Genomic DNA, 21,508 nt, shown 5'->3' with positions numbered 1-21,508 from the left:
TATCGGTGCTATTAACGAATTTTTGCCAGGAAACGGCCCAAACGGTTAATGGCTTCACGCAATTCATTTTCTGCTGGCAGAAATACCACACGGAAATGATCCGGAGTTGGCCAATTAAAGCCTGTACCTTGAACCAGCAATACTTTCTCGGCACGCAGCAGATCCAGCATCAGTTTTTCATCATCTTCAATCGGGTAAATTTCCGGATCCAGACGCGGGAAGCAGTACATTGCACCTTCTGGTTTCACACAAGTGACACCAGGAATTTCATTGAGCATTTCCCATGCAATATTGCGCTGCTCATACAGGCGACCACCTGGGCGGATCAGGTCATTAATTGACTGGTAACCACCGAGAGCAGTCTGAATTGCATATTGAGCCTGATGGTTGGCACAAAGGCGCATCGATGCCAGCATATCCAGACCTTCGATGTAATCTGCTGCACGAGACTTATCACCCGTAATAGCCATCCAGCCAGAACGGTAACCTGCAATACGGTAAGCTTTAGACAGGCCATTGAAAGAGATACATAGCTGATCACCGGCAAGTGATGCAACGGCAACATGCTCAATACCGTCATAAACGATCTTGTCATAAATTTCGTCAGCAAACAAAATCAGGTCGTGCTTTTTCGCCAGATCCACGATTTGCTGTAATACGTGACGTGGATAAACTGAGCCTGTCGGGTTATTCGGGTTAATGATCACGATACCGCGGGTATTTGGTGTGATCTTGCTTTCCATATCTGCGATGTCTGGATACCAGTAATTTTCTTCATCACATTTATAGTGAATCGCAGTACCACCAGACAGGTTCACTGCCGCAGTCCACAAAGGATAATCAGGCATTGGAATCAGCATTTCATCGCCGTCATCCAGCAAGCCTTGCATTGCCATTACAATCAGCTCGGACACGCCGTTACCCACATACACATCATTGACGTGCATATCCAGAATACCTTTTTGCTGGTAGTACTGACAGATCGCCTTACGTGCCGGGAAAATACCTTTTGAGTCGGTATATCCAATCGCATTTGGCAGGTTGAGTGCCACATCATTGATAATCTCTTGTGGTGCTTCAAAACCAAATGGAGCAGGGTTGCCGATATTCAGCTTGATGATCTTATGTCCGGCTTCCTCCATCTCGTTGGCCGCTCGTAACACTGGTCCGCGAATGTCGTAGCATACATGCTCGAGTTTAGACGATTTTTTGATTTCGCGAGATTTTTGGAAAGTGTTCGGCATTTTGATGTTCTCTGAAAGAGTGGAGGTCACTTTTGCATAACGATATAAATAGCTTTTAAATGTCTCAGTGGTGACTAGATCGAGATCGTGCTCATCTCGGAGTAATGCAACAATTTTTTCATGCGTAAATCCAAGCTGTTGATATTGTTTAATCACCGGCAATAGGTTTTTAAAAATTACGCTTTTTTTTTGCGACATTATTTAATCCTGAGCAAATTTAGTACCAAGCCTACCACTAAAATTGCTTACAAAAAAGCATTTAATGAACGAAATGCTTACTTTTATTTTATTTATTTGCTTACTTTTTGCTTTTTTGGGAATTATATGTCTTTTGTAAAATGTTAAACAAACACTAGAATTTTTAAAATGAATGACGTAAATATAGAATTATCCTATTTAAAATAGCAAGATAGAAAGGACCGTCATCATGGGAAAACTCAGTAAATCAGACAGAGAATGGCAAAGAGAGTTATCACCTGAAGAGTTCCGTATTACACGTCAAAAAGGGACGGAGCCAGCATTTACCGGTAAATACTGGAATACGAAACAAGATGGTACTTATGTATGCCGTTGTTGTGGTGAACCTTTATTTACCTCAGAAACCAAATATGACAGTGGCTGTGGCTGGCCAAGCTTTTATAAGGCGATCAACGGCTCTGCAATTGAAGAGCATTTAGACACATCTCATGGTATGGTCAGAACAGAAATTGTTTGCCATCACTGTGATGCACATTTAGGGCATGTTTTCACTGATGGACCTCAGCCAACAGGCTTACGTTATTGTGTGAACTCCGCTTCATTAGAATTAAAAACACAAGAAAAGAATGATGAGGAAACTTATCCATGACCAGCATATATCAGTTTGAAGCTGAATTGTTAGATGGAAAAACCAAACAATTTGCAGACTATGAAGGAAAGGTACTGTTAATTGTGAATACCGCAAGTAAATGCGGTTTCACACCGCAGTTCGCCGGCCTGGAAAAACTTTACGAGAAATATAAAGATCGTGGCCTGGAAGTTTTAGGCTTTCCCTGTAACCAGTTTGGCGGACAGGATCCAGGCAGTAATGAGCAAATTGGTGCATATTGCCAGAAGAACTATGGGGTGACATTTGCGATGTTCTCCAAGATCGATGTCAAAGGTCCTGAAGCACATGCAATTTTCCGTTATCTGACCAATAATTCTAAAGGGATTCTGGGTAATGGTATTAAATGGAACTTTACCAAGTTCCTGATTGGGCGTGATGGCAAGGTACTGAACCGTTTTGCGCCAACCACCAAGCCTGAAGACCTGGAAGCTGAGATCGAAAAAGCGCTGTAAGGCGCTTATTCAGGGCGGTTATTGGCCGCCTTTACTCTCTTCAAGCCATTCTATGCCATTCAGAATCCTCGTTCAGAGCCTGCTATTTAGCGCATGTATCGGGCTGTTTTTAGCTCCTGCTTATGCACAGGATGAAAAAACCCGGCAATTACTAAAAAGGCTGAAGCAGCCTGTTCCAGCGTATCAGCCGCCTACTGTCAAAAATGCTGTGCCGCCACATTTGCTGGCGAAGCAAGGCTATGAAGTCAGCTGGCTAAAAGTACCGTATCTGAGATTTAATGATGCAGAACTGCAACGTGCCAAGACAGTAATCGTGCAAATGACGGTCATCGCCAGTACAGGGCAGATTACCGACGTTGAGATCATTCAGAGTTCTGGCTTGAGAGTTGTCGATGCTAAAGTTAAAGAAGTGGTGCTGGCTGCCAAGCTGGAGCCGATTAAGGGTGTAGACCACAATCTGGTGTATAGTCTGGAACATAAGATTGAAATAAAAAATCCACTATAAATATAGTGGATTTTTTATTAAAAATTTTAGGTTAAAGAATGGCTTTTAAGCGCTCAATGACCTGTTCACATTGTGCCAGATCAGCAACCAGTGCCAGACGTACATGGTTTTCACCTGGATTGCCTTGCTCTGTATCACGAGACAGGTAGCGGCCAGGAAGTACTTTGATATGTGCCTGTTGCATTAAGCATTTGGCAAATTCTTCATCATTGTCTACTTTCAACCAGTAGTAGAAACCCGCATCCGGTTTTTTCAGTGGCAACAAGTGACCAAGCTCTTTCTGGAACAGATCAAACTTGGCACGGTACTGTACGCGGTTTTCTTCAACATGTGCTTCATCATCCCAGGCAGCAATTGAAGCCAGCTGATGTTGAACCGGCATCGCTGCACCGTGGTAAGTACGATATTGCAGATAAGGTTTAAGCAAATCCGCATCACCCGCAACAAAGCCTGAACGCATGCCTGGAAGATTCGAGCGTTTAGAGAGTGAATGGAATACTACGCAGTTTTTGTAGTCATCACGTCCAATTTCTGCACAGACTTCCAGTAAACCGATGGGGGCTTCATCAAACCATAACTCTGAGTAGCATTCATCTGAAGCAATCACAAAATCATATTGATCAGAAAGTGCAATTAGCTTTTTAAACTGTTCTTTAGACAGGACTGCACCTGTCGGGTTACCCGGTGTACAGACAAATAGAAGTGCGGTTCTTTCCCAGACTTCAGCAGGGACTGTATCAAAATCACCAAGATAATTATTTTCCTCAGTGCAGTTGATAAAGTACGGTTTTGCACCTGCAAGTAGCGTTGCACCTTCATAAATCTGATAAAAAGGATTTGGCATCACCACATAAGGTGCATCTTCACGATTAATCAGGGCCTGTACAAAAGAGAAGATTGCTTCACGGGTACCCGATACTGGCAAGATATTGCTGTCTGTGCTAATGCTGTTCAGTTTAAAACGGCGAGTCAGCCAGTTGGCGATACTGGTACGCAGTTCAGGTAAACCTTTCGAGTTTGGATAAGTCGAAAGGTGCTGGAAATTATCAATAATCGCCTGTTTCACGAACTCAGGAGCTGGATGCTTTGGTTCACCAATCGATAGGGGAATGAGTGGCATATTCGCAGGCTTAATATCCGCAAAAAGCTTATTCAACTTTTCAAATGGATAAGGATGCAATAAAGACAAGCTAGAGTTCATGAATGAGTTACCGCGTTTTAATGTGAGTGTTGACTGTTGACCTGATTAGAGGCTTCATCCAGCGCTGCTTTTAACGCAGAGGCAAATTCAGAAGATTCTTCAGGGTTCAACGGCATGCCATCTTTTTTGGTGACAAAGAAAATGTCTTCGGCACGTTCGCCAAGTGTGGCAATTTTAGCAGAATGGATATCCAGACCACGCATCATAAATAATCCGCCTACTTTGGCAAGTAGACCCGGTTGGTCGAGCGTGGCAATTTCCACCATATTCTGGTTCAAAACAGGGTTCAGGCTGATATCTACCGTATTTTCAATATCAAAATGACGAAGCTGACGTGGAATACGGCGCTGCATCAGGCCTGGATATTTATCGGAGTGGCTTAAAGCATCTTTAAGTGCATCAATCACTTTCAGCTCGCGTTCCGGATCGGTGAGGAGTGTACCGAAACGGTCAAGCACGACATAAGTGTCCAGACTGAACGCCTTGGTCGCCGTGATAATCCGCGCATCCTGTACATCCAGGTCCATGCGGTCCAGAACGGCCACTGTGGTGGCAAACAGATTTGGTTTATCTTGCGTATAAATAAAGATTTGCACTGCATCTTGCGCATATTTACGATGCGGACGCATCAGCACCAGCGGTTCAGAATTATCACCATGCTGTAAAATGGCACGAGTATGCCAAGCGATTTCATCTGGCGATTCTTTCAGGAAGTAGTCATCACCGAGTTCCTGCCAGATGGTTTCCACATCATATAAAGAGAAGTCCTGTACCAGTAGTTCGCTGGCAGCAAACTTGGTGTCTTCAATCAGCATCTGATAGTCCACCGGACGACCCAGACCAGAACGGATCACATCGCGCGCATGCGTATATAGCTGACGCATTAAAGATGCACGCCAGGTATTCCACAGTTTGGGATTGGTGGCATTAATGTCGGCAACGGTCAGGGTATACAGATAGTCCAGGTGCTCCATATCACCCATTTGTTCTGCGAATTCACGGACCACATCCGGATCAGAAATATCTTTTTTCTGTGAAGTCACTGACATGATGAGGTGATTCTGAATCAGCCATGCAACCAGATTGCATTCACGCTCGGTAAAGCCATGCGTGCGGCAAAATGCAATCGCATCAGTGGCACCGAGTTCGCTATGGTCACCACCACGACCTTTGGCAATGTCATGGAACAGGGCAGCCAGATAGACGATGTCACGACGGGCCAGACGCTGGAACACTGAACTGACTACTGGGAATTCTTTGGCGAATTCCGGTTCTTTAAAGCGGTTCAGGTTGCGTAATAGCAGTAGGGTATGCGCATCTACGGTATAGATATGGAACAGGTCATACTGCATCAGCCCCATAATCTGGCCAAAGGCCGGAATATAATTCCCTAATACGCCGTAGCGTTTCATTGCTACCAAGGTTTCATATAAACGATGTGGTGAACGGATAATCGCCATGAACAGCGCTTGATGAACGGGATTATTGCGATAATCCTGATCAATCCGTTTTGCTGCGAGCGTTAATAGACGCAAAGTACGGGCACGGATGCCTTCAATCTCCGGACGGTTTGCCAGAAGATAAAAAATTTCCAGAATCGCGCTTGGATTTTCCGAGAAAGTTTTATGGTGCTGTACCGCAAGTTTGCCATCAACCAGTTTAAAGTTCTGGTTAATTTCTTCGATGTTACGCTCATAGTTTGGCAGACGCGGGGTAATTACCGATTCATTAAAATAAGCCAACAGCATTTCGTTCAGCGTCGATACCTGCTGGGCATTGCGGTAATAGCGCTTCATAAACTGTTCAATCGGATAGTTCTGCGGTTGGCCTTCTTCACGTACATAGCCGAACTTCGCGGCGATATCACGCTGATAGTCGAATAACAGGCGGTTTTCATCGCGTTTGGTAATGCGATGCAGATGATGACGGATTTCCCAGAGGAAGCTTTCGGCTTCTTCTAAAACGGCCAGTTCAAATTCTGAAATAAAACCAAGATGTACCAGATCATAAATACGGTTTACGCGAAAATGGCGTTTGGCAATCCAGCCGATCTGGTTAATATCACGAATACCGCCGGGGGCATTTTTAATGTCTGGTTCGAGATTACTTTCGGTATTGTTATGTTGAGCATAGCGTTTATGCTGTTCTTCCATTTTCGCATCAAAAAAGGTCTTGTCGGTCCAGGATTGAGACACGATACGACGTGGCCATTTGGCCAGGCTTTCATTACCGGTAATCAGACGGGACTCAATCAGGGTCGTGGCTACAGTCAGGTCACTGCTGGCCTGATTGACACATTCACTAATGGTGCGGACGCTAATACCTGGCTTGAAATTGCCAACATCCCATAAGGATGAAATAAAGGTCGAAATCAACTGTTCCTGTTCAGACGTAATTTCATCTTCTGACAGGATCATGATGTCGACATCAGAATAGGGTAGCATTTCGCGGCGGCCGTAGCCACCGACAGCAAATAGACCCAGATCAGTCTGATCGAGTTCAGCATGTTTCCACAGGAACTGTAGCGCTTCATCAATCAGATTTGATCGGGTCAGAATAATGTCACGGATCGACTCACCATTTTCAAAACATTCCTGCAGCTGGTGCTCGACATCACTGCGCCATTCGTTAATAGCTTTAATGTCATGGTTACTTTTGGTGTAATTCAGCAATGGCAGGGTATTGATCATGAACAGTCGTCCGTTTCGTTTTTCAGCTTAGTTTTGGTTGACACTGACTTGTTGAGCCACCTGTTGCGCAAGTTCACGTGCCTGATCTGTTGTTTCAGCACGTGCAGTTGCTACACCCATACGACGTCGTTTGAAGCCTTCAGGCTTGCCAAACAGGCGCAAGTCTGTATTGCCATCTGCTAAAGCAAGATCCAGACCAGAATAAGAAAGATTCTGATCATCTACACCGGCGTAAATCACAGCACTGGCTGCAACGCTATGACGAGTGGTATTTACCGGAAGGCCCAGGATTGCACGCGCATGCAACTCAAATTCACTTTGGAACTGGGAAGCTAAAGTGACTAAGCCGGTGTCGTGTGGACGTGGTGACACTTCACTAAACCATACTTTATCGCCTTTGACAAAGAGTTCTACCCCAAAAATACCGCAACCACCGAGCGCAACGGTTACTTTATTGGCAATTCGCTTGGCTTCTTCCAATGCAGCAGGTGTCATTGACTGAGGTTGCCAGCTTTCAACATAGTCCCCAGAATCCTGACGGTGACCAATCGGGTCGCAATAAGAGGTTTCGATTTCACCTGTTTTCGAATTTTTGGCACGAACAGTCAGCAGGGTGATTTCAAAATCAAAATCAATCTGTGACTCAACAATGACGGTACCTTGATTTACACGACCACCCGTTTGCGCATATTCCCAGGCAGCATCAACTTCATCGAAGCTTTTTACGCGAGATTGCCCTTTTCCTGAAGAGGACATCACAGGCTTCACAAAGTTTGGATAACCAATATCATCACAAGCGGCACGGAAAGATTCTAAAGTATCGGCAAAACGGTAAGCAGATGTTGGCAGGCCCAGTTCTTCAGCGGCCAGACGACGGATGCCTTCACGGTTCATGGTCAGATTCACTGCTTTCGCGGATGGAATTACTGTTGCGATATTCTGCTCTTCAATTTCAACCAGCACCTGAGTGGCAATCGCTTCAATTTCTGGAACAATCAGATTTGGTTTCACCTGAACAATCAGCTGTCTGAGCTCTGCTGGATCAGCCATATTCAAGGTATGCGACTGATGGGCAACTTGCATGGCAGGTGCATGGTCATAGCGGTCAGCTGCGTGAACCTCGACACCTAACCGTTGCAGGGAAATCACCACTTCCTTGCCCAGTTCGCCTGAACCCAGTAATAAAACCTTGAAGGCAGAAGCCTGTAATGGGGTACCAATCGTCACGCTCATGTAAATCATCCATGCTTGATTTTATGGGCTTTTAGCATAGCAGAACTCTCTGCGGAGATAAGCCAAGTTTCATATAAAATTGTGATATTGACCAACAATTTTATTTATAAAGTTCGCAAAATTTAGATTAAGAAATCAGAAGGATACTTTCACCGGATCGATTTGAGGATCTAAATAATAAATATGATTTTGCGGATTCAGTTTTTTCATTTTCAGAATCTACCCCCCGGACTTAATTCCAGCTAAGGTAGGGGTTTCATGGTTTGATTGGGTTGCTAATAAAGATAGGGAGCAGCAAAGGGAAGAACCAAGCCAATAGAAAAGACTGAGTAAAGCATTCGAAATCCGGCAGGGAAACAGTTTCGAGAATATTGTAATGCTTCACCCCAGCGCTGATGAATAAAGATCTTCCTTTAATAATCTGTTTTGGCTCAAGCATGCCAATTTTCTTATTATCATTAAAAGAAGCTTATACCGGAACGTAGCATAAGCCTCTTATATTCATTGATTTAATCTTTAAAAATGAATCGGCAGGTAAGTATAAATCAGGCCATAGGTGAGGGCAGCCGTCAAAGTGGCCATCACAATGCGTTTAAACTTGAAATACAGCACTGTTAATACAATAAAACCGGCCAGCATCGCCACACTTTTATCGGGAGTTTCCAGCAAAGGCGGTAGTGTCGCCACGACCAACATTGAGCTAATTGCAGAAATTCCAATCGCACCTAAGGCAATTTTCAACCACAGCGCACCACGCTTTTGTGAACCTTGCTGCGATTTCTGAATCACAAAAAAAGGTCCGAAACGGGAAGCGAAATTGGCAATTCCGACCAGAATACCAACCAGAATAATTTCTAAATTCATAGTTCTTCTCCCATATGCTCAGGATCGGGACGTTTGAGTACATAGTGCTTGAACAGGCCTGCCAGAATACCGGAACTGATGCCGATAAAGATTGCAGCAGACAGGTCGATTATGTAGCAGGCTATGGCTGATACGACAATCGTCACAGCGACAACAAAAGTATGTTTCTTCTCAAAGGCTGCTAGCAGGAAGCTTAGGAATAGCGCAGGTAACAGAAAGTCTAAAGCAGCCTGTAAAAATTGCGGTAAGTTGCTGACCTGATCTGCAAATAAGCCACCCAGAAAAGAACCTGTTGCCCAGGACAGCCAGCTGAATAAACTCAACCCCAGCATCCACGATTCAGACCATTCCTGACGCCGTTGCGACAGTTTGATCATGCCAGAGGCAAATACCTCATCTGTGAGTCCCCAAGCCCAGACTGCGGTTTTTTTCAAATTGAGCCGATCCTGAATCAAATTCTGTAGCGCAGGGCCATAAAGTAGATGACGGATATCCAGAGCAATCACGGTTAATGCAGTCATCCAAATGGAGGTGCCACTCCCTAAGAGTGCAACAACCAGGAATTGACTGGCACCTGCATACATGGAGCAAGACAGGAATAATGCTTCCCATGCGGTAAAGCCAAATTGGGTCGCAGAAACCCCAAAGGCAAAAGAAACGGGCAAATAGGTAAAAATAATCGCCTGGCTGTCTTTGGCACCTTGCCAAAAACTGGCAGGTTTTACAGCGTGTTGATTCAGTTCGGACACAGCACACCTTGGAGGGAGAGTTGAACAAGGGGTCAAATGGTAATTGAGTATTGTACGTGAATTTAATAGCATAGTGCCGAATTGTTTAAGATGGCGAGCCTGATAATGTTCATGTTCAAGACACGTTATATATTGAGTGTTGCTTTAGTCAGCACAGCATTGTTGTTACAGGCATGCGGAAATGAGGGTTCAGGCAATCAAGCACCGGAAATTAAGCCAGCCCCGAAACTGAGCAATGATGCGACCACTTATGCCCATGAAGCTTGGACATTTATGAATGAAGTAGATCCGCTGGTCTACAACAAGCAGATTGATCAGATTGAAAAACGCGTTCGTCAGCCTGCACGCAAGTTGAGCACGGATTGGCGCATTAATGTGAAAATGACTGATTCCGTGACTGAAGGAAAATATGCATTATGTCGTAAGGCTTTAACCAGTCTGGAAATCTGGGCACGTACCACACTTGAAGATGGGAATAGTCTGGCACAGAAGCAAGCCGATTATGAACGTGACAAAAAACAGTGTGAAAGTGCAATTGCTCATCCACAACTGGGCAATACTGATCCGAAACAGGTGGGTGTCGCAAGCTGATCGATATTTTATTCGTATCAAAAAGGCTGAGTCATATGCTCAGCCTTTTTGATTTTCTTGGTTCGGAATCAGTGGAGCGGGACGCCAGTCAATTGATGTAGTCGTTGCACATCCAGAATTTCAATCTGTTTAAAGGCAATTTTCAGGATATTCATTTTTTCCAGCTGTTGCAGTTCCTGATTAATAGTCTGGCGGGAACACATCAGCATTTGTGACAATTGTTCCTGCGACAACTGAATGGTACGGTTTTTAATGACCAGGTGATTGCCATAGCCTTGCAAAATAAACAGTAAACGCTGCGCTAGGCGTTGTTGCATGGTTTGGGTCTGAATAGAAAATAATTCCAGAAACACATAACGTAATTTCTGGCTCATGAGCTGGGAGATGTGAAACCAGAATGCAGGGTGTTCAGCCACCAGCTTATAAATAAATTGCGCGGGAATATGCAAGAGCAGGGATTTCTTGCAGGCGATGGCGTGATGAGAACGCGGCTGTTCATCTACCAATGATATTTCACCAAACCAGACAATGGGTTCCACAATTGCAGAAACTGCCTCTTTACCCTCAATATTGATAGACCCTAAACCAATTGCACCTTCTAACACAGCATAAATTCCATCAAACACATCACCTGAATAAAATACGGTCTGGTCTTTATCGACGGATAAGGTAACTGCATGTTTCAGCAGGACGTTCTGGAAATGAGAAGGTAATTTTGAGAACCAGGAATTTTTTTCTAATTCAACAAGATGTTTTTCTTCCACTCGCTTTATTGCTCCAAGTTTTATGAGTTGTCGTCCAGCTGACAACTTATCTTTTATTGTTGCGCTATAGTCAAATTCTATGGCCAGTCAAGGAAGAATAATATGACCAGAGTAGAACGACTATTAAGCCAGTATGCAGCTTATCATTTAGACCGTAAGAATGTCATGACACATTTTATTGGGGTCCCATTAATTGTTTTTTCCATTATTTGTCTTACTGCACGTGTATCACTGATGATGTCCGGCTTTGAGGTGACTCTCGCCTTGGGACTTCTCATTGTTTCAATTCTTTATTATTTAACTATTGATGTATTTTTTGCATTGATCATGGCCTTCATTTTTATGTTTGTTTATCCTTATGCCTATAATGTGGCACAGTGGGATACTGGAACCTGGCTGAGTACCAGCGTTGGAATTTTCGCCATTGGATGGGCATTCCAGTTTGTAGGTCATTTCTACGAAAAGAAAAAACCGGCATTTATGGATGATCTGATTGGCCTGGCGATCGGACCTTTATTTGTTCTTGCGGAATTAATTTTCCTGTTCGGCTTTCGCAAGGAACTAGAAGCAAAAATGTTACTTGAAGCACGTAAGCAACGCTTGCTAATGGAACAAGACACCTCATATGCGGAAATAGCAGCTGATTAATCCTTTTTAAAATACATAAAAAATGCCCCGAATTATCGAGGCATTTTTATCTTCAACTTATACGTTGAAGCGGAAGTGCAGAACATCGCCGTCCTGAACGATATAAGTTTTACCTTCCAGACGCCATTTACCTGCTTCTTTGGCGCCAGCTTCGCCGTTGTACTGTACGAAGTCCTCGTAAGCAATACATTCTGCACGGATGAAGCCTTTTTCGAAGTCAGTGTGAATGACACCCGCTGCCTGAGGCGCAGTAGCGCCGACTTTAACCGTCCAGGCGCGAACTTCCTGTACACCGGCAGTGAAGTAAGTTTGTAGGCCAAGCAGTGAATAACCTGCGCGGATCACCACGTTCAGACCTGGCTCTTCCATACCCATTGCTTCCAGGAACTCAGCACGGTCTTCATCTTCAAGCAATGAAATTTCAGCTTCGATCTGGTTGCAAAGCGGAACCACGATTGCATTTTCAGCAGCTGCCAGTTCACGTACCGCATCGAGGTGCGGGTTATTTTCAAAACCGTCTTCTGCCACGTTAGCGATGTACATCGTTGGTTTAAGCGTTAACAAACCAAAGCCACGTACCAGTTTACGTTCGTCATCATCCAGATTTGCTGCACGGGCAGGTTTGCCTTCATCAAGCAAAGGTAGGATTTTTTCAAGAACGGCTTTAGTGGCTACAGCTTCTTTATCGCCACCTTTTGCAGACTTCGCCAGACGAGTCACTGCTTTAGTCACAGTTTCAAGGTCAGCTAGAGCAAGTTCAGTGTTAATCGTTGCGATGTCATCAAGCGGATCAATTTTACCGTTGACGTGAATCACGTTTTCATCTTCGAAACAACGAACAACATGAGCAATTGCATCAGTTTCACGGATATTCGCCAGGAACTGGTTACCCAGACCTTCGCCTTTAGATGCACCAGCAACCAGACCCGCGATGTCCACAAATTCCATGGTAGTTGGTACCACGCGTTGTGGTTTTACGATTTCAGCAAGTTTATCCAAGCGTGGATCTGGTACAGGCACGATACCGGTGTTTGGTTCAATCGTACAGAATGGGAAGTTTTCCGCAGCAATTGCAGCTTTAGTTAATGCATTGAAAAGCGTAGATTTACCAACGTTAGGCAGGCCTACAATACCACAATTAAAACCCATGAAATAACTCACAAAGCGTTATATAAAAATTGCCAGTGATTTTACATGAAAGCCATGACAAAGTCAGGTCATGGCTGGGTGCTTTGTTGAAAACTTATGAAATAGATGTTTTTAAATTTTACGTTTATCGAGCTGATTCGATAGGGTGTCACCAGTGGCCTGAACCAGCATGACCAGAATCACCAGCACCACAATCACCGCCAGCATGATCTGCATGTCAAAACGCTGATAGCCATAACGGTAGGCAATGTCGCCCAGACCACCGGCACCAATAGCACCGGCAATTGCTGATGAGTTAATCATGGTCACCAAAGTGACGGTAAAACCGGCCACAATCCCTGGTAAAGCTTCAGGTAATAGCACATACCAGATAATTTGCTTACGGTTACAGCCAATCGCTTGAGCCGCTTCAATCAGTCCCTGATCGACTTCACGTAAACTCACTTCAGCAATACGCGCAAAGAAAGGAGTCGCGGCCAACGTTAAAGGTACAACTGCTGCCCAGACGCCATAGCTGGTGCCTACAATCCAGCGGGTAAGGGGAATTAAAGCGACCATTAAAATCAGGAAAGGCACCGAACGGGTAATATTTACAATCCAGCCCAGAGCCTGATTAATGGGTTTGGATGGATAGATCCCGTGTTCAGATGTACTGACCAGTACTACTGCCATCGGTAAACCAATCAGAAAGGCAACGATTGCGGATACACCAACCATGATGAGGGTATCGGTGGTTCCTGTTAGTAATAAATCAATGAGTTGGTCGTGCATAGCCAATCACCTCAATCTGTGCAATGTGTTGTTTTAGTTTTTGCTGAAGTAAGTCAGTATCCAGATTTAGATCGGCAACTGCGACAATCAGGCTACCGACCAGATGATTCTGGATGCTGTCGATATGACTTTGATAGAGATGCACCGGATGCTCGAACTGTTCGAAAATCACTTTCAAATCTGGGGAATACTGAACACTAGAGGCATAGCGCAGTTTGATAATGCTATGCGTGGTATCTGTTGTCACTTCAGGACTGATCGAAAATGGCAGTTCCAGCTGTTCCAGATTCAGCAGTTCCTGGGTAATCTGCTGCTGTGGATTGGAAAACACTGACCAGACTTCACCCGCTTCAACAATTTCACCTTTTTCAATCACGACGACTTGATCGCAGATTTCACGAATGACCTGCATTTCATGGGTGATTAGTACAATAGTGATGCCGAGTTTCTGGTTGATTTCTTTCAGTAAAGACAGCACCACTGAGGTACTTTCCGGATCCAGTGCAGAAGTGGCTTCATCACAGAGTAGAATTTCCGGGTGATGCACCAGCGCGCGGGCAATACCGACACGCTGTTTTTGGCCACCGGATAGCTGAGAAGGGTAGTTCTGAGCCTTATCGCTTAAGCCGACCAGTTGCAGCACTTCGTTTACACGCGCATCAATGTCTGATTTTTTATAATTTGCAACTTTTAAAGGCAGAGCTACATTTTCCCAGACGGTTTTGGCAGACATCAGGTTGAAGTGCTGAAAAATCATGCCAATACGCTGACGAAGCTGGATCAGTTCAGCATGGGTTAAGCCAGCCAAATCCTGCTGATGGATATGGATATGACCTTCGCTGATCTGTTCCAGACCATTTAGGGTACGTAGCAGCGAGGATTTCCCCGCACCACTTTTCCCGATAATCCCGAAGATCTTGCCTTCAGGAATATCCAGATTGATGTTTTTCAAGGCATGTACCGATTTGCCTTGTACCTCATAGTATTTATTCAGGTCACGGATTTTGATATGTGGGACGGAAAACGCCACCTGAGAACCAAAACTCACCATAGTATTCACCTTATTTCCAGCCTTCAAACCACATACCAGTACCAAAATCCTGGTCCAGAATTGCTTTGACTTTTTCAGAATTCTGGAAAGCTTTTACGAAAGTCGCCAGTTTCTGGTTTTTATCTTCATAGTCTTTGCGTGTCACAAACAGAATGGCGTATTTCTTGTCGATTGGATCCAGGAACAGAGCATCATGTGGATCTGCTGCTTTAGCAAGTTTTAGATAATGTGGATAACCAAAGATCAGATCAGCTTCATTCAAGGCATGTGCCGTTTGTGAGCCTTCAACTTCAATAAACTGCAACTGTTTAGGATTATTCTTGATGTCCTTAACGGTTGATAATTCATTGTTGATATTTTTCAGTTCAATCAGTTTTGCACGGTTAAGAAGGATCAAGGCACGTGCCAGATTCACCGGATCATTTGGAATGACCACACGGGCATTTTGTGGTAACTCATCCAGCGATTTATATTTCTTAGAATATAAACCGACATGGCTACCCGTACCGGGCGCGAAACTATGTAAATCGAAGTTGGTTTCACGAATGGCATTTCTTAAGTAGACACTTTGCTGGAAAAAGTTAGCATCGATGTCGCCATTCTGTACCGCGACATTGGGTGCATGCCAGTCGGAAAATTCAACCAGTTTCACATTAATACCTTGCGGTTTCAGTTCATCAGCCACACTTTGCAATAAGTCTGCATAAGGTGGGCTAATGCCAATGGTCAGTACATCTTCCTGCTGCTGACCCTTGGTCCAACGGTAAGCCGCCAGACCAAGAATAAGTGCGAGGATGACGCCGCCAATGATCCACTTCTTTGCATTCGAATTTGACGAATTTACTTGTGTCATAACTACACCTTATTTCCAGCCCGGGAACCAGAGTTTCGCACCGAAGTCAGCATCTAATGCTTCCTTCACGCGAGGTGAGTTCTGATAGATTTCAACAAATTTTTTCAGCTTGTCATTTTTGTCCTGATAGTCCTCACGTACCGCAAACAGGATCGCGTAACGGTTGTCCTTGTTAGAGTCAAATAGCAATGCCTGTTCTGGATCAGCTGTTTTAGCCAGACGTAGATAGTGCGGGTAACCGAAAGCCAGATCAACATCATCAATGGCACGTGCAGTTTGCGGACCTTCAACCTCAACGAATTGCAGATTTTTCGGATTCACTGCAATATCTTTTAGGCTAGAAAGGTGGTTATTCGGATCTTTTAAAGTCACCAGTTTAGCCTGTTGTAATAACAATAGAGCACGGCCTTGGTTGACTGGATCGTTTGGCACTACAACTTTCGCGCCGTCTTTAAGTTCATCCAGACTGTTAATTTTCTTGGAATATAGACCAACATGAGTTGCTGCACCTTTGGCAAACGCCTTGATTTTAAAATCAGTTTCTTTCTTCGCATTATCCAAAAATGGCTGATGCTGGAAGAAGTTAGCATCAATGTCACCATGATTCAGGGTGATGTTTGGTGTGTTCCAGTCTGAGAACTCGACCAGTTTGACATTGATGTCTTGCTGTTTGGCCTCTTCGGCTGCGACTTGTAAAGGTTTAGCGAAGGACGGGCTGATCCCAATCACCAGTTCATCCGAACCGGATTTCTTTTGTTGATTCCAGATCACCAAGCCGATAATCACGGCGGCAATAATCACCCCAATAATGGTGAATTTTGTTTTAGCTGTTTGTGCCATGTTGCACCTCAAAATAAATTTATGCTGATTGTTTTTGCTTTAAGTTTGTGTTCGCGGTAGAGGCAGAGTTTTGACATCGGAATTGCTGTACTGGATGCGCGCTAGGTAAGCGGTCACCTTGCTGAAACAGTTTGTGTCTGAAACTGCCTTGTTCATATTCAGTTTTATAGCGTCCGCGCTGCTGTAATTCAGGAATCACAAATTGGATAAAATCCTGATGCGATTCAGGTGCCACCGTGCGGGTCAGGTTGAAGCCATCAATACCAGTTTCATCAATCAGCTGAATCAGTTTTTCTGCCACCGTTGCGCCACTACCTACGATCAGTGGATAACGACCACCCAGCTCATGTTGAGCTTTTAGGTCATTGGGTGTGATCTGCTGCTCTTTGAATTTGTCATTAACCGTCGCAATACTATTGGTCTTCTTGTAAAGAATTGGTTCATCATCAGCAAATTTGGACAGGTCAATGCCAACTGAGCTGGAATAATGTGCAAGACCTGCTTCAGGGCTGGCATAGGCGCGATATTCATCCAGCTTTTGCTGTGCTAGTTCATCCGTTGCTGCAGTCACGACGGTAATGCCGACAAAAATTTTGATTGCTTCAGGATCACGGCCTTGTTCAACCGCTTGACGACGAATCTGATCGACCTGTTTCTTGATCTTGTCTGGATGCTCACCACCAATAAACATGCCTTCAGCATGCTGGGTAGCGAAAGCCATATCACGCGGTGATGCACCAGCCTGGAATAGTACCGGCGTACGCTGAACAGAAGGGGAAACCTGGAATACGCCCTGACTGCGATAAAACTGGCCTTGGTGATTGATCTGATGCACCTTGGCTGGATCAGTAAAGATACGCTGCTGCTTATCTTTTAAGACAGCATCATCTTCCCAGGAGCTTTCCCAGAACTTGTAGCACAGCTGTAAAAATTCCTCGGCCTGTTCATAGCGCAGATCATGGTCTTTCAGGCCATTTTCACCAATCAGACGTTGTGCACTGTCCAGATAACCGGTGACAATATTCCAGCCGATACGGCCATGGGTCAGGTGATCCAGACTGGCAAAACGGCGGGCGAACTGATATGGCGATTCATAGCTGAGATTCACCGTGACACCAAAACCGAGATGCTGGGTCACGGCTGCCATGGCAGACACGAGGGTGCTTGGATCATGACTCGGTAATTGAATCGATTCTCTTAGAGTCAGATCAATGCCATTCTGGTAGACGTCATAGACCCCGGTGATGTCGGCAATAAACAGACCATCAAACAATCCTTGTTCTAACATTTTTGCCAGATCGGTCCAGTAGCTCAGCTCATTAAAACGATGCGATTCATCCCGTGGATGAGTCCACAGGCCATGATTGATATGACCTACGCAGTTCATATCAAAGGCATTGAGCAGGATTTCCTTCGCTTTCGAGCTGTTCATAATATTTGTCATTACAACGTCCCCCGGCGTGGAGGCAGAACACCATTCAGCAAATAATTAGCAATGAAATAATATTTCCAGCGTGAAGCATCATGCAGGGTATGCACGCGAGCATTGCGCCAGAAGCGGTCCAGACCATCTTCACGCTGGCTACCACGGCTGCCAGCCAGTTCAATAAGTTTGGAAGATGCTTTTAATGCAGTTTCGGTACTGTGCGCACGCGCTTTAGCCACATCTAGAGAGGCTTTGGCAACACTGGTTTCAGTCGGATTGGCTTTGGCAGCATCGACAGCGTACGCAGCCTGTTTGAGTAAAACTTCAGAAGCACGTACATCAGCAACTACGCGGCCGAGTTCAAATTTGGTCAGTGGATCATCTCTGGCTTGGTCCACACCAGAATCAATCCACGGACGTGCCTGACGCACGCGGTTTAAGGTTTCTTCAAAGGCAGCACGGGCAATACCAGTTTCAATAGAAGCATGCAGCAATTGTGCGAAAGGACCAGAAATGGTGGGACGAGAGTAGGCAGTATCAAAACGTACGACATCTTCTTCAAGCACTGGAACATTGTCAAATTTTACTGTACCACTGCCAGTCGTGCGCTGACCAAAACCGCTCCAGTCATCAATCAGCGTCAGACCGGCGCTGTCACGTGGGACGAAAGCCAGAAATTGCTGCTCATTTTCATCTACGACCAGTGTCGGAATGCGGTGTGCGAATAGGCTACCGGTACAATAGAACTTCTCTCCATTAATTACATATCCTTGCTCGGTCTTGCGGATTGCAGTCTGGCGTTGTGCGGCAGTCTTGGTTTTGAACTCAGCCAGGGCATTACCGAAACGGGCGCCTTTTAGCACTTCGGCATAGAGTTTATGTTTTTGTTGCTCAGTACCGTTATTGCGCAGAATTTCCAGACCATAAAAATGATTTTGTGGAATCTGGCCAATTGAGCCATCTACACCGCTCATCAGGGCAATGACTTGTGCTACGGTATAGCTAGACACTTCTGCGCCGCCATATTCTTTAGGCACGGTAATTGCCCAGAGTCCAGACTGACTATAAGCTTCGATTTCCTCGAACGGCAGAATACGTTCAGCATCACGCTGTACCGCACCCACCTTGAATTGATCTGCTAGATTACGGGCAATTTCTAAGGCTTCCTTATCAGACTGGATGATATGAGCTTGCGCCAGCTGCTCGGATTGAAATGGAATAATGTTTTGAAATGAAGTCATGGCAAATCTCCTTAAATCCAGGCGTGGCGGGCAGGGAGTTTATGATTCAGGTAATAATCCCCGAGTGCATGCAGCTTCCAGCGGATCGGGTCATGCAGGGTATGTACCCGGGCATTGCGCCAATGCTGATCCAGATTGTGCTGACTCAGGCTGGAGCGGCTGCCGCCCAATTCCAGTAATTTTTCCGAAATATTTAAGGCTGCATCATTGGCATAGACCTTGGCTTCAGCCACCAGAATTGAGGCTTTGGCTGCCTGCTCATCGGTCACTGCTTCCAGTTGATCCAGTTCATCCAGATATTCAGCAGCTTCATCCAGCAGTAGAATCGCGGCATCTAATAACACAGATGACTTACCCACTTCCTGCAGGGTGTAATGCTCAAAGCTGGCTTTTTCGACTTGTGCATCCACAACCGGACGAGCCTTATGTATGGCAGTCAACGTATCGGCAAAAGCCGCTTCAGCAATCCCGACATCAATTGCCACCTGCATCAGCTGAGAATAGGCACCACGGTAACTTGGTTGATTCCCTAACAGACGCTCATCAAAAATCAGTAGTGGATCGACTTCGACATGTTGCAGTTTAACGGTACCGCTAGAGGTGGTGCGTTGACCAAAACCATTCCAGTTATCAATCACTTCAACACCGTCAGTAGTCCGGTCGACAATAGTGAGCACCACATGCCCTTCAGGATGAATCGCTTTAATTGCCAGCCAGTGCGCGAAGCTGCTACCAGTTGAATAGAATTTTTCGCCATCGACAAAATAGCGACCATTTTCGATTGTAAGCGTGGTCGCCAGAGTTTTAGTATCTTTGGTATGACGTTCCGGACCGCCATTGGCCAGACGTTTACCCTTTAAAATTTCACTATAAAGAAACTTTTTTTGTTGTTCTGTACCCATGATCTGGATCATGTTGAGTAATGCGATCTGGTTCTGAGGGATTTGCCCGACACTCGAGTCAGCTTTATTCACAATACGGAATACATGCGCCAGGGTTTTATTGGAAACGAAGGCACCGCCGTACTGTTTTGGAATACGTATACCGCCCAGACCCCTTTGGCTGAACAGGTCAATTTCAGCAAGAGGAAGTACACGTTGCTGATCACGCTGATTTCGGCCTTCCAGAGCAAAGTCTGCAACATGGTAGGCAGCATTAATTGCGTCGTGATCATTTTCAATAATATGAACTTTTTCAAAAGTTAAACGAGACATAATGACATCCTAAATCGATATCAAAACGTTACAGGCTAAGCTTTATGAGATTAAGTAATTGCTTTCGCAAAGCTTATGAAAAAACCTATTTAGGACAAAAACTGCTAGGTTTTTATCAATTTTGAATATAGTAAATAGTTAAAAAACAAAAGGATTTAATTTGTTTTTTAACCTATAAGTATGACTTTTAAAAAGACATATCTGCTTTAAATATAAACAAGACAAAAAAATGTATAAAAATAAACATTGTGGAGTTGAATAAGCAACATCTTAATTTTGAATTAAAAGCACATTGTATTTCCAATGAAGGGTGTCTAAAGTATCCAACTGAAATAGATGGTTTTAATGCGACCGAATTTAATAATCAACATGGAGATTTTATGCGCACCTTATACCAGTTTCCTTTATCACATTTTTGTGAAAAAGCACGTTGGATGCTTGATCATAAAGAACTGGATTATGTCGCACAAAACCTCATGCCAGGGGCGCATCGTGCCTTTGCTCGTCTTAAAACCGGACAGAACCGTCTGCCAATTTTGCGTGACAAGGAGCAATGGATTGCAGATTCGACTCAGATCGCCTTGTATCTGGATGAACATTATCCTGAGCATCGTTTATTACCAGTAGAAGGGCGCTTACGTCAAAAAGTGCTGGAGATTGATGAAATGACTCAGGAACTGGGACGTCATATCCGTCGCTGGATGCTGGCCCAGGCTTTATCCCATGATCATGAATCGATGGAGATCCTGATCGGTGAAAAGGGATATCTACGTCAGTTCGAAAAATTTTCCAAGCCTTTGCTTAAAACTCTTCTCAGCAAAGGTTATGCACTTACTGAAGATACACTTGCTCAGTCCCGTGAATATATTAAAGAGACAGTTGAACAGCTGAACCAGACACTGATCGAGAATAAGGGAGCTTATTTTGCGGGATCGCGTTTTAGTCTGGCTGATATTGCAGTCTGTTCAATGTTGGCACCTTTGTTGGCAATTTCCGGTACGCCGTGGGAGCGTGACAGCTTTGAATCTATGTCAGATGAATATCGGGATTATCAGACCTATCTCTCGGAATTGCCTTTAGGCCAATATATTAAAAACATCTATCGTCATGAACGTAATGCTCGTATTGATTGGCGCGGTGTATAAGTTAAATAG

The 21,508-nt window shown here is 44.6% G+C and carries 21 protein-coding genes; 6 read left to right on the top strand and 15 right to left on the bottom strand.

Translation table 11 applies throughout. The features are described from left to right. Positions 1 to 11: 11 nt before the first annotated feature. A complete protein-coding gene (locus B3D47_RS00230) occupies positions 12 to 1,442 on the bottom strand; it encodes a pyridoxal phosphate-dependent aminotransferase (RefSeq protein ID WP_253170794.1) in 1,431 nt (476 codons plus the stop codon). 229 nt (positions 1,443 to 1,671) lie between these two features. Between B3D47_RS00230 and msrB the strand changes: the two genes are divergently transcribed. Genes msrB through B3D47_RS00215 form a run of 3 tightly spaced genes read left to right on the top strand, consistent with a single transcriptional unit; the run spans position 1,672 to position 3,069 of the window. Next, a complete protein-coding gene (gene msrB, locus B3D47_RS00225) occupies positions 1,672 to 2,091 on the top strand; it encodes a peptide-methionine (R)-S-oxide reductase MsrB (protein ID WP_004815441.1) in 420 nt (139 codons plus the stop codon). Further along, positions 2,088 to 2,564 (top strand): glutathione peroxidase, encoded by a 477-nt coding sequence (locus B3D47_RS00220; RefSeq protein WP_163165641.1) that lies wholly within the window; start codon positions 2,088 to 2,090, stop codon positions 2,562 to 2,564. Before msrB ends, B3D47_RS00220 begins: the two co-directional genes overlap by 4 nt. Further along, positions 2,509 to 3,069, top strand: coding sequence for an energy transducer TonB (locus tag B3D47_RS00215; protein ID WP_286859284.1), 561 nt, complete (start codon positions 2,509 to 2,511; stop codon positions 3,067 to 3,069). The genes B3D47_RS00220 and B3D47_RS00215 overlap by 56 nt, the downstream gene beginning before the upstream one ends. A 31-nt stretch (positions 3,070 to 3,100) precedes the next feature. Here B3D47_RS00215 and dapC read toward each other — a convergent pair whose 3' ends face one another. The 5 genes from dapC to B3D47_RS00190 form a co-directional block, all read right to left on the bottom strand. Beyond that, complete coding sequence (gene dapC / locus B3D47_RS00210) at positions 3,101 to 4,270, bottom strand: succinyldiaminopimelate transaminase (RefSeq protein WP_163171149.1); 1,170 nt, start codon at positions 4,268 to 4,270, stop codon at positions 3,101 to 3,103. 17 nt (positions 4,271 to 4,287) lie between these two features. Further along, entirely contained in the window at positions 4,288 to 6,960 is a 2,673-nt protein-coding gene (gene glnD / locus B3D47_RS00205; RefSeq protein WP_004815450.1) for a [protein-PII] uridylyltransferase, read from the bottom strand. Between the two features lie 27 nt (positions 6,961 to 6,987). Beyond that, entirely contained in the window at positions 6,988 to 8,202 is a 1,215-nt protein-coding gene (purT, locus tag B3D47_RS00200; protein WP_286859279.1) for a formate-dependent phosphoribosylglycinamide formyltransferase, read from the bottom strand. A gap of 507 nt (positions 8,203 to 8,709) precedes the next feature. Beyond that, positions 8,710 to 9,057, bottom strand: coding sequence for an L-valine transporter subunit YgaH (gene ygaH / locus B3D47_RS00195; RefSeq protein ID WP_005222633.1), 348 nt, complete (start codon positions 9,055 to 9,057; stop codon positions 8,710 to 8,712). Further along, positions 9,054 to 9,806: an AzlC family ABC transporter permease gene (locus B3D47_RS00190; RefSeq protein ID WP_262478636.1), complete on the bottom strand. Its 753-nt coding sequence runs from the start codon at positions 9,804 to 9,806 to the stop codon at positions 9,054 to 9,056. Before B3D47_RS00190 ends, ygaH begins: the two co-directional genes overlap by 4 nt. A 105-nt stretch (positions 9,807 to 9,911) precedes the next feature. On the opposite strand from B3D47_RS00190, the gene B3D47_RS00185 reads away from it, so the two are divergent. After that, the gene (locus tag B3D47_RS00185; RefSeq protein ID WP_004892643.1) at positions 9,912 to 10,397 is read left to right on the top strand and encodes a hypothetical protein; all 486 of its coding nucleotides are present in this window, start codon (positions 9,912 to 9,914) and stop codon (positions 10,395 to 10,397) included. Between the two features lie 68 nt (positions 10,398 to 10,465). Here the strand turns inward: B3D47_RS00185 and B3D47_RS00180 are convergent, their stop codons facing one another. Continuing rightward, the gene (locus B3D47_RS00180) at positions 10,466 to 11,161 is read right to left on the bottom strand and encodes a Crp/Fnr family transcriptional regulator (protein ID WP_004892645.1); all 696 of its coding nucleotides are present in this window, start codon (positions 11,159 to 11,161) and stop codon (positions 10,466 to 10,468) included. A 102-nt stretch (positions 11,162 to 11,263) separates the two neighbouring features. Here B3D47_RS00180 and B3D47_RS00175 point away from each other — a divergent pair, with 102 nt between their 5' ends. Then, positions 11,264 to 11,809 carry a DUF962 domain-containing protein gene (locus tag B3D47_RS00175; RefSeq protein WP_163165655.1) on the top strand — a complete coding sequence of 182 codons (546 nt, stop codon included), beginning with the start codon at positions 11,264 to 11,266 and terminating at the stop codon, positions 11,807 to 11,809. 57 nt (positions 11,810 to 11,866) lie between these two features. Here B3D47_RS00175 and ychF read toward each other — a convergent pair whose 3' ends face one another. The 8 genes from ychF to B3D47_RS00135 all read right to left on the bottom strand — a co-directional run bounded on the left by ychF (position 11,867) and on the right by B3D47_RS00135 (position 20,354). Beyond that, positions 11,867 to 12,958 carry a redox-regulated ATPase YchF gene (gene ychF, locus B3D47_RS00170; RefSeq protein WP_286859272.1) on the bottom strand — a complete coding sequence of 364 codons (1,092 nt, stop codon included), beginning with the start codon at positions 12,956 to 12,958 and terminating at the stop codon, positions 11,867 to 11,869. A gap of 111 nt (positions 12,959 to 13,069) precedes the next feature. Then, positions 13,070 to 13,729 carry a methionine ABC transporter permease gene (locus B3D47_RS00165; RefSeq protein WP_163169519.1) on the bottom strand — a complete coding sequence of 220 codons (660 nt, stop codon included), beginning with the start codon at positions 13,727 to 13,729 and terminating at the stop codon, positions 13,070 to 13,072. Then, entirely contained in the window at positions 13,710 to 14,780 is a 1,071-nt protein-coding gene (locus B3D47_RS00160) for a methionine ABC transporter ATP-binding protein (protein ID WP_166136197.1), read from the bottom strand. Before B3D47_RS00160 ends, B3D47_RS00165 begins: the two co-directional genes overlap by 20 nt. A 10-nt stretch (positions 14,781 to 14,790) precedes the next feature. Further along, entirely contained in the window at positions 14,791 to 15,633 is an 843-nt protein-coding gene (locus B3D47_RS00155; protein WP_286859268.1) for a MetQ/NlpA family ABC transporter substrate-binding protein, read from the bottom strand. A 9-nt stretch (positions 15,634 to 15,642) separates the two neighbouring features. After that, positions 15,643 to 16,473 carry a MetQ/NlpA family ABC transporter substrate-binding protein gene (locus B3D47_RS00150; RefSeq protein ID WP_286859265.1) on the bottom strand — a complete coding sequence of 277 codons (831 nt, stop codon included), beginning with the start codon at positions 16,471 to 16,473 and terminating at the stop codon, positions 15,643 to 15,645. Between the two features lie 19 nt (positions 16,474 to 16,492). Next, on the bottom strand, positions 16,493 to 17,905 hold the full coding sequence (locus tag B3D47_RS00145; RefSeq protein WP_286859355.1) for an LLM class flavin-dependent oxidoreductase: 1,413 nt from the start codon (positions 17,903 to 17,905) through the stop codon (positions 16,493 to 16,495). A gap of 11 nt (positions 17,906 to 17,916) precedes the next feature. Beyond that, complete coding sequence (locus tag B3D47_RS00140; RefSeq protein ID WP_286859262.1) at positions 17,917 to 19,140, bottom strand: SfnB family sulfur acquisition oxidoreductase; 1,224 nt, start codon at positions 19,138 to 19,140, stop codon at positions 17,917 to 17,919. An 11-nt stretch (positions 19,141 to 19,151) separates the two neighbouring features. Further along, positions 19,152 to 20,354, bottom strand: coding sequence for an SfnB family sulfur acquisition oxidoreductase (locus B3D47_RS00135; protein WP_286859258.1), 1,203 nt, complete (start codon positions 20,352 to 20,354; stop codon positions 19,152 to 19,154). Positions 20,355 to 20,734: 380 nt separating this feature from the next. Here B3D47_RS00135 and B3D47_RS00130 point away from each other — a divergent pair, with 380 nt between their 5' ends. After that, positions 20,735 to 21,499, top strand: a complete 765-nt coding sequence (locus B3D47_RS00130; protein WP_004815483.1) for a glutathione S-transferase family protein — start codon at positions 20,735 to 20,737, stop codon at positions 21,497 to 21,499. Positions 21,500 to 21,508 lie beyond the last annotated feature (9 nt).

It is taken from the genome of Acinetobacter sp. UBA3461 (genome assembly GCF_002381195.1).
Taxonomy (GTDB): domain Bacteria; phylum Pseudomonadota; class Gammaproteobacteria; order Pseudomonadales; family Moraxellaceae; genus Acinetobacter; species Acinetobacter schindleri.
This window is presented reverse-complemented; position numbering and strand designations above follow the sequence as displayed.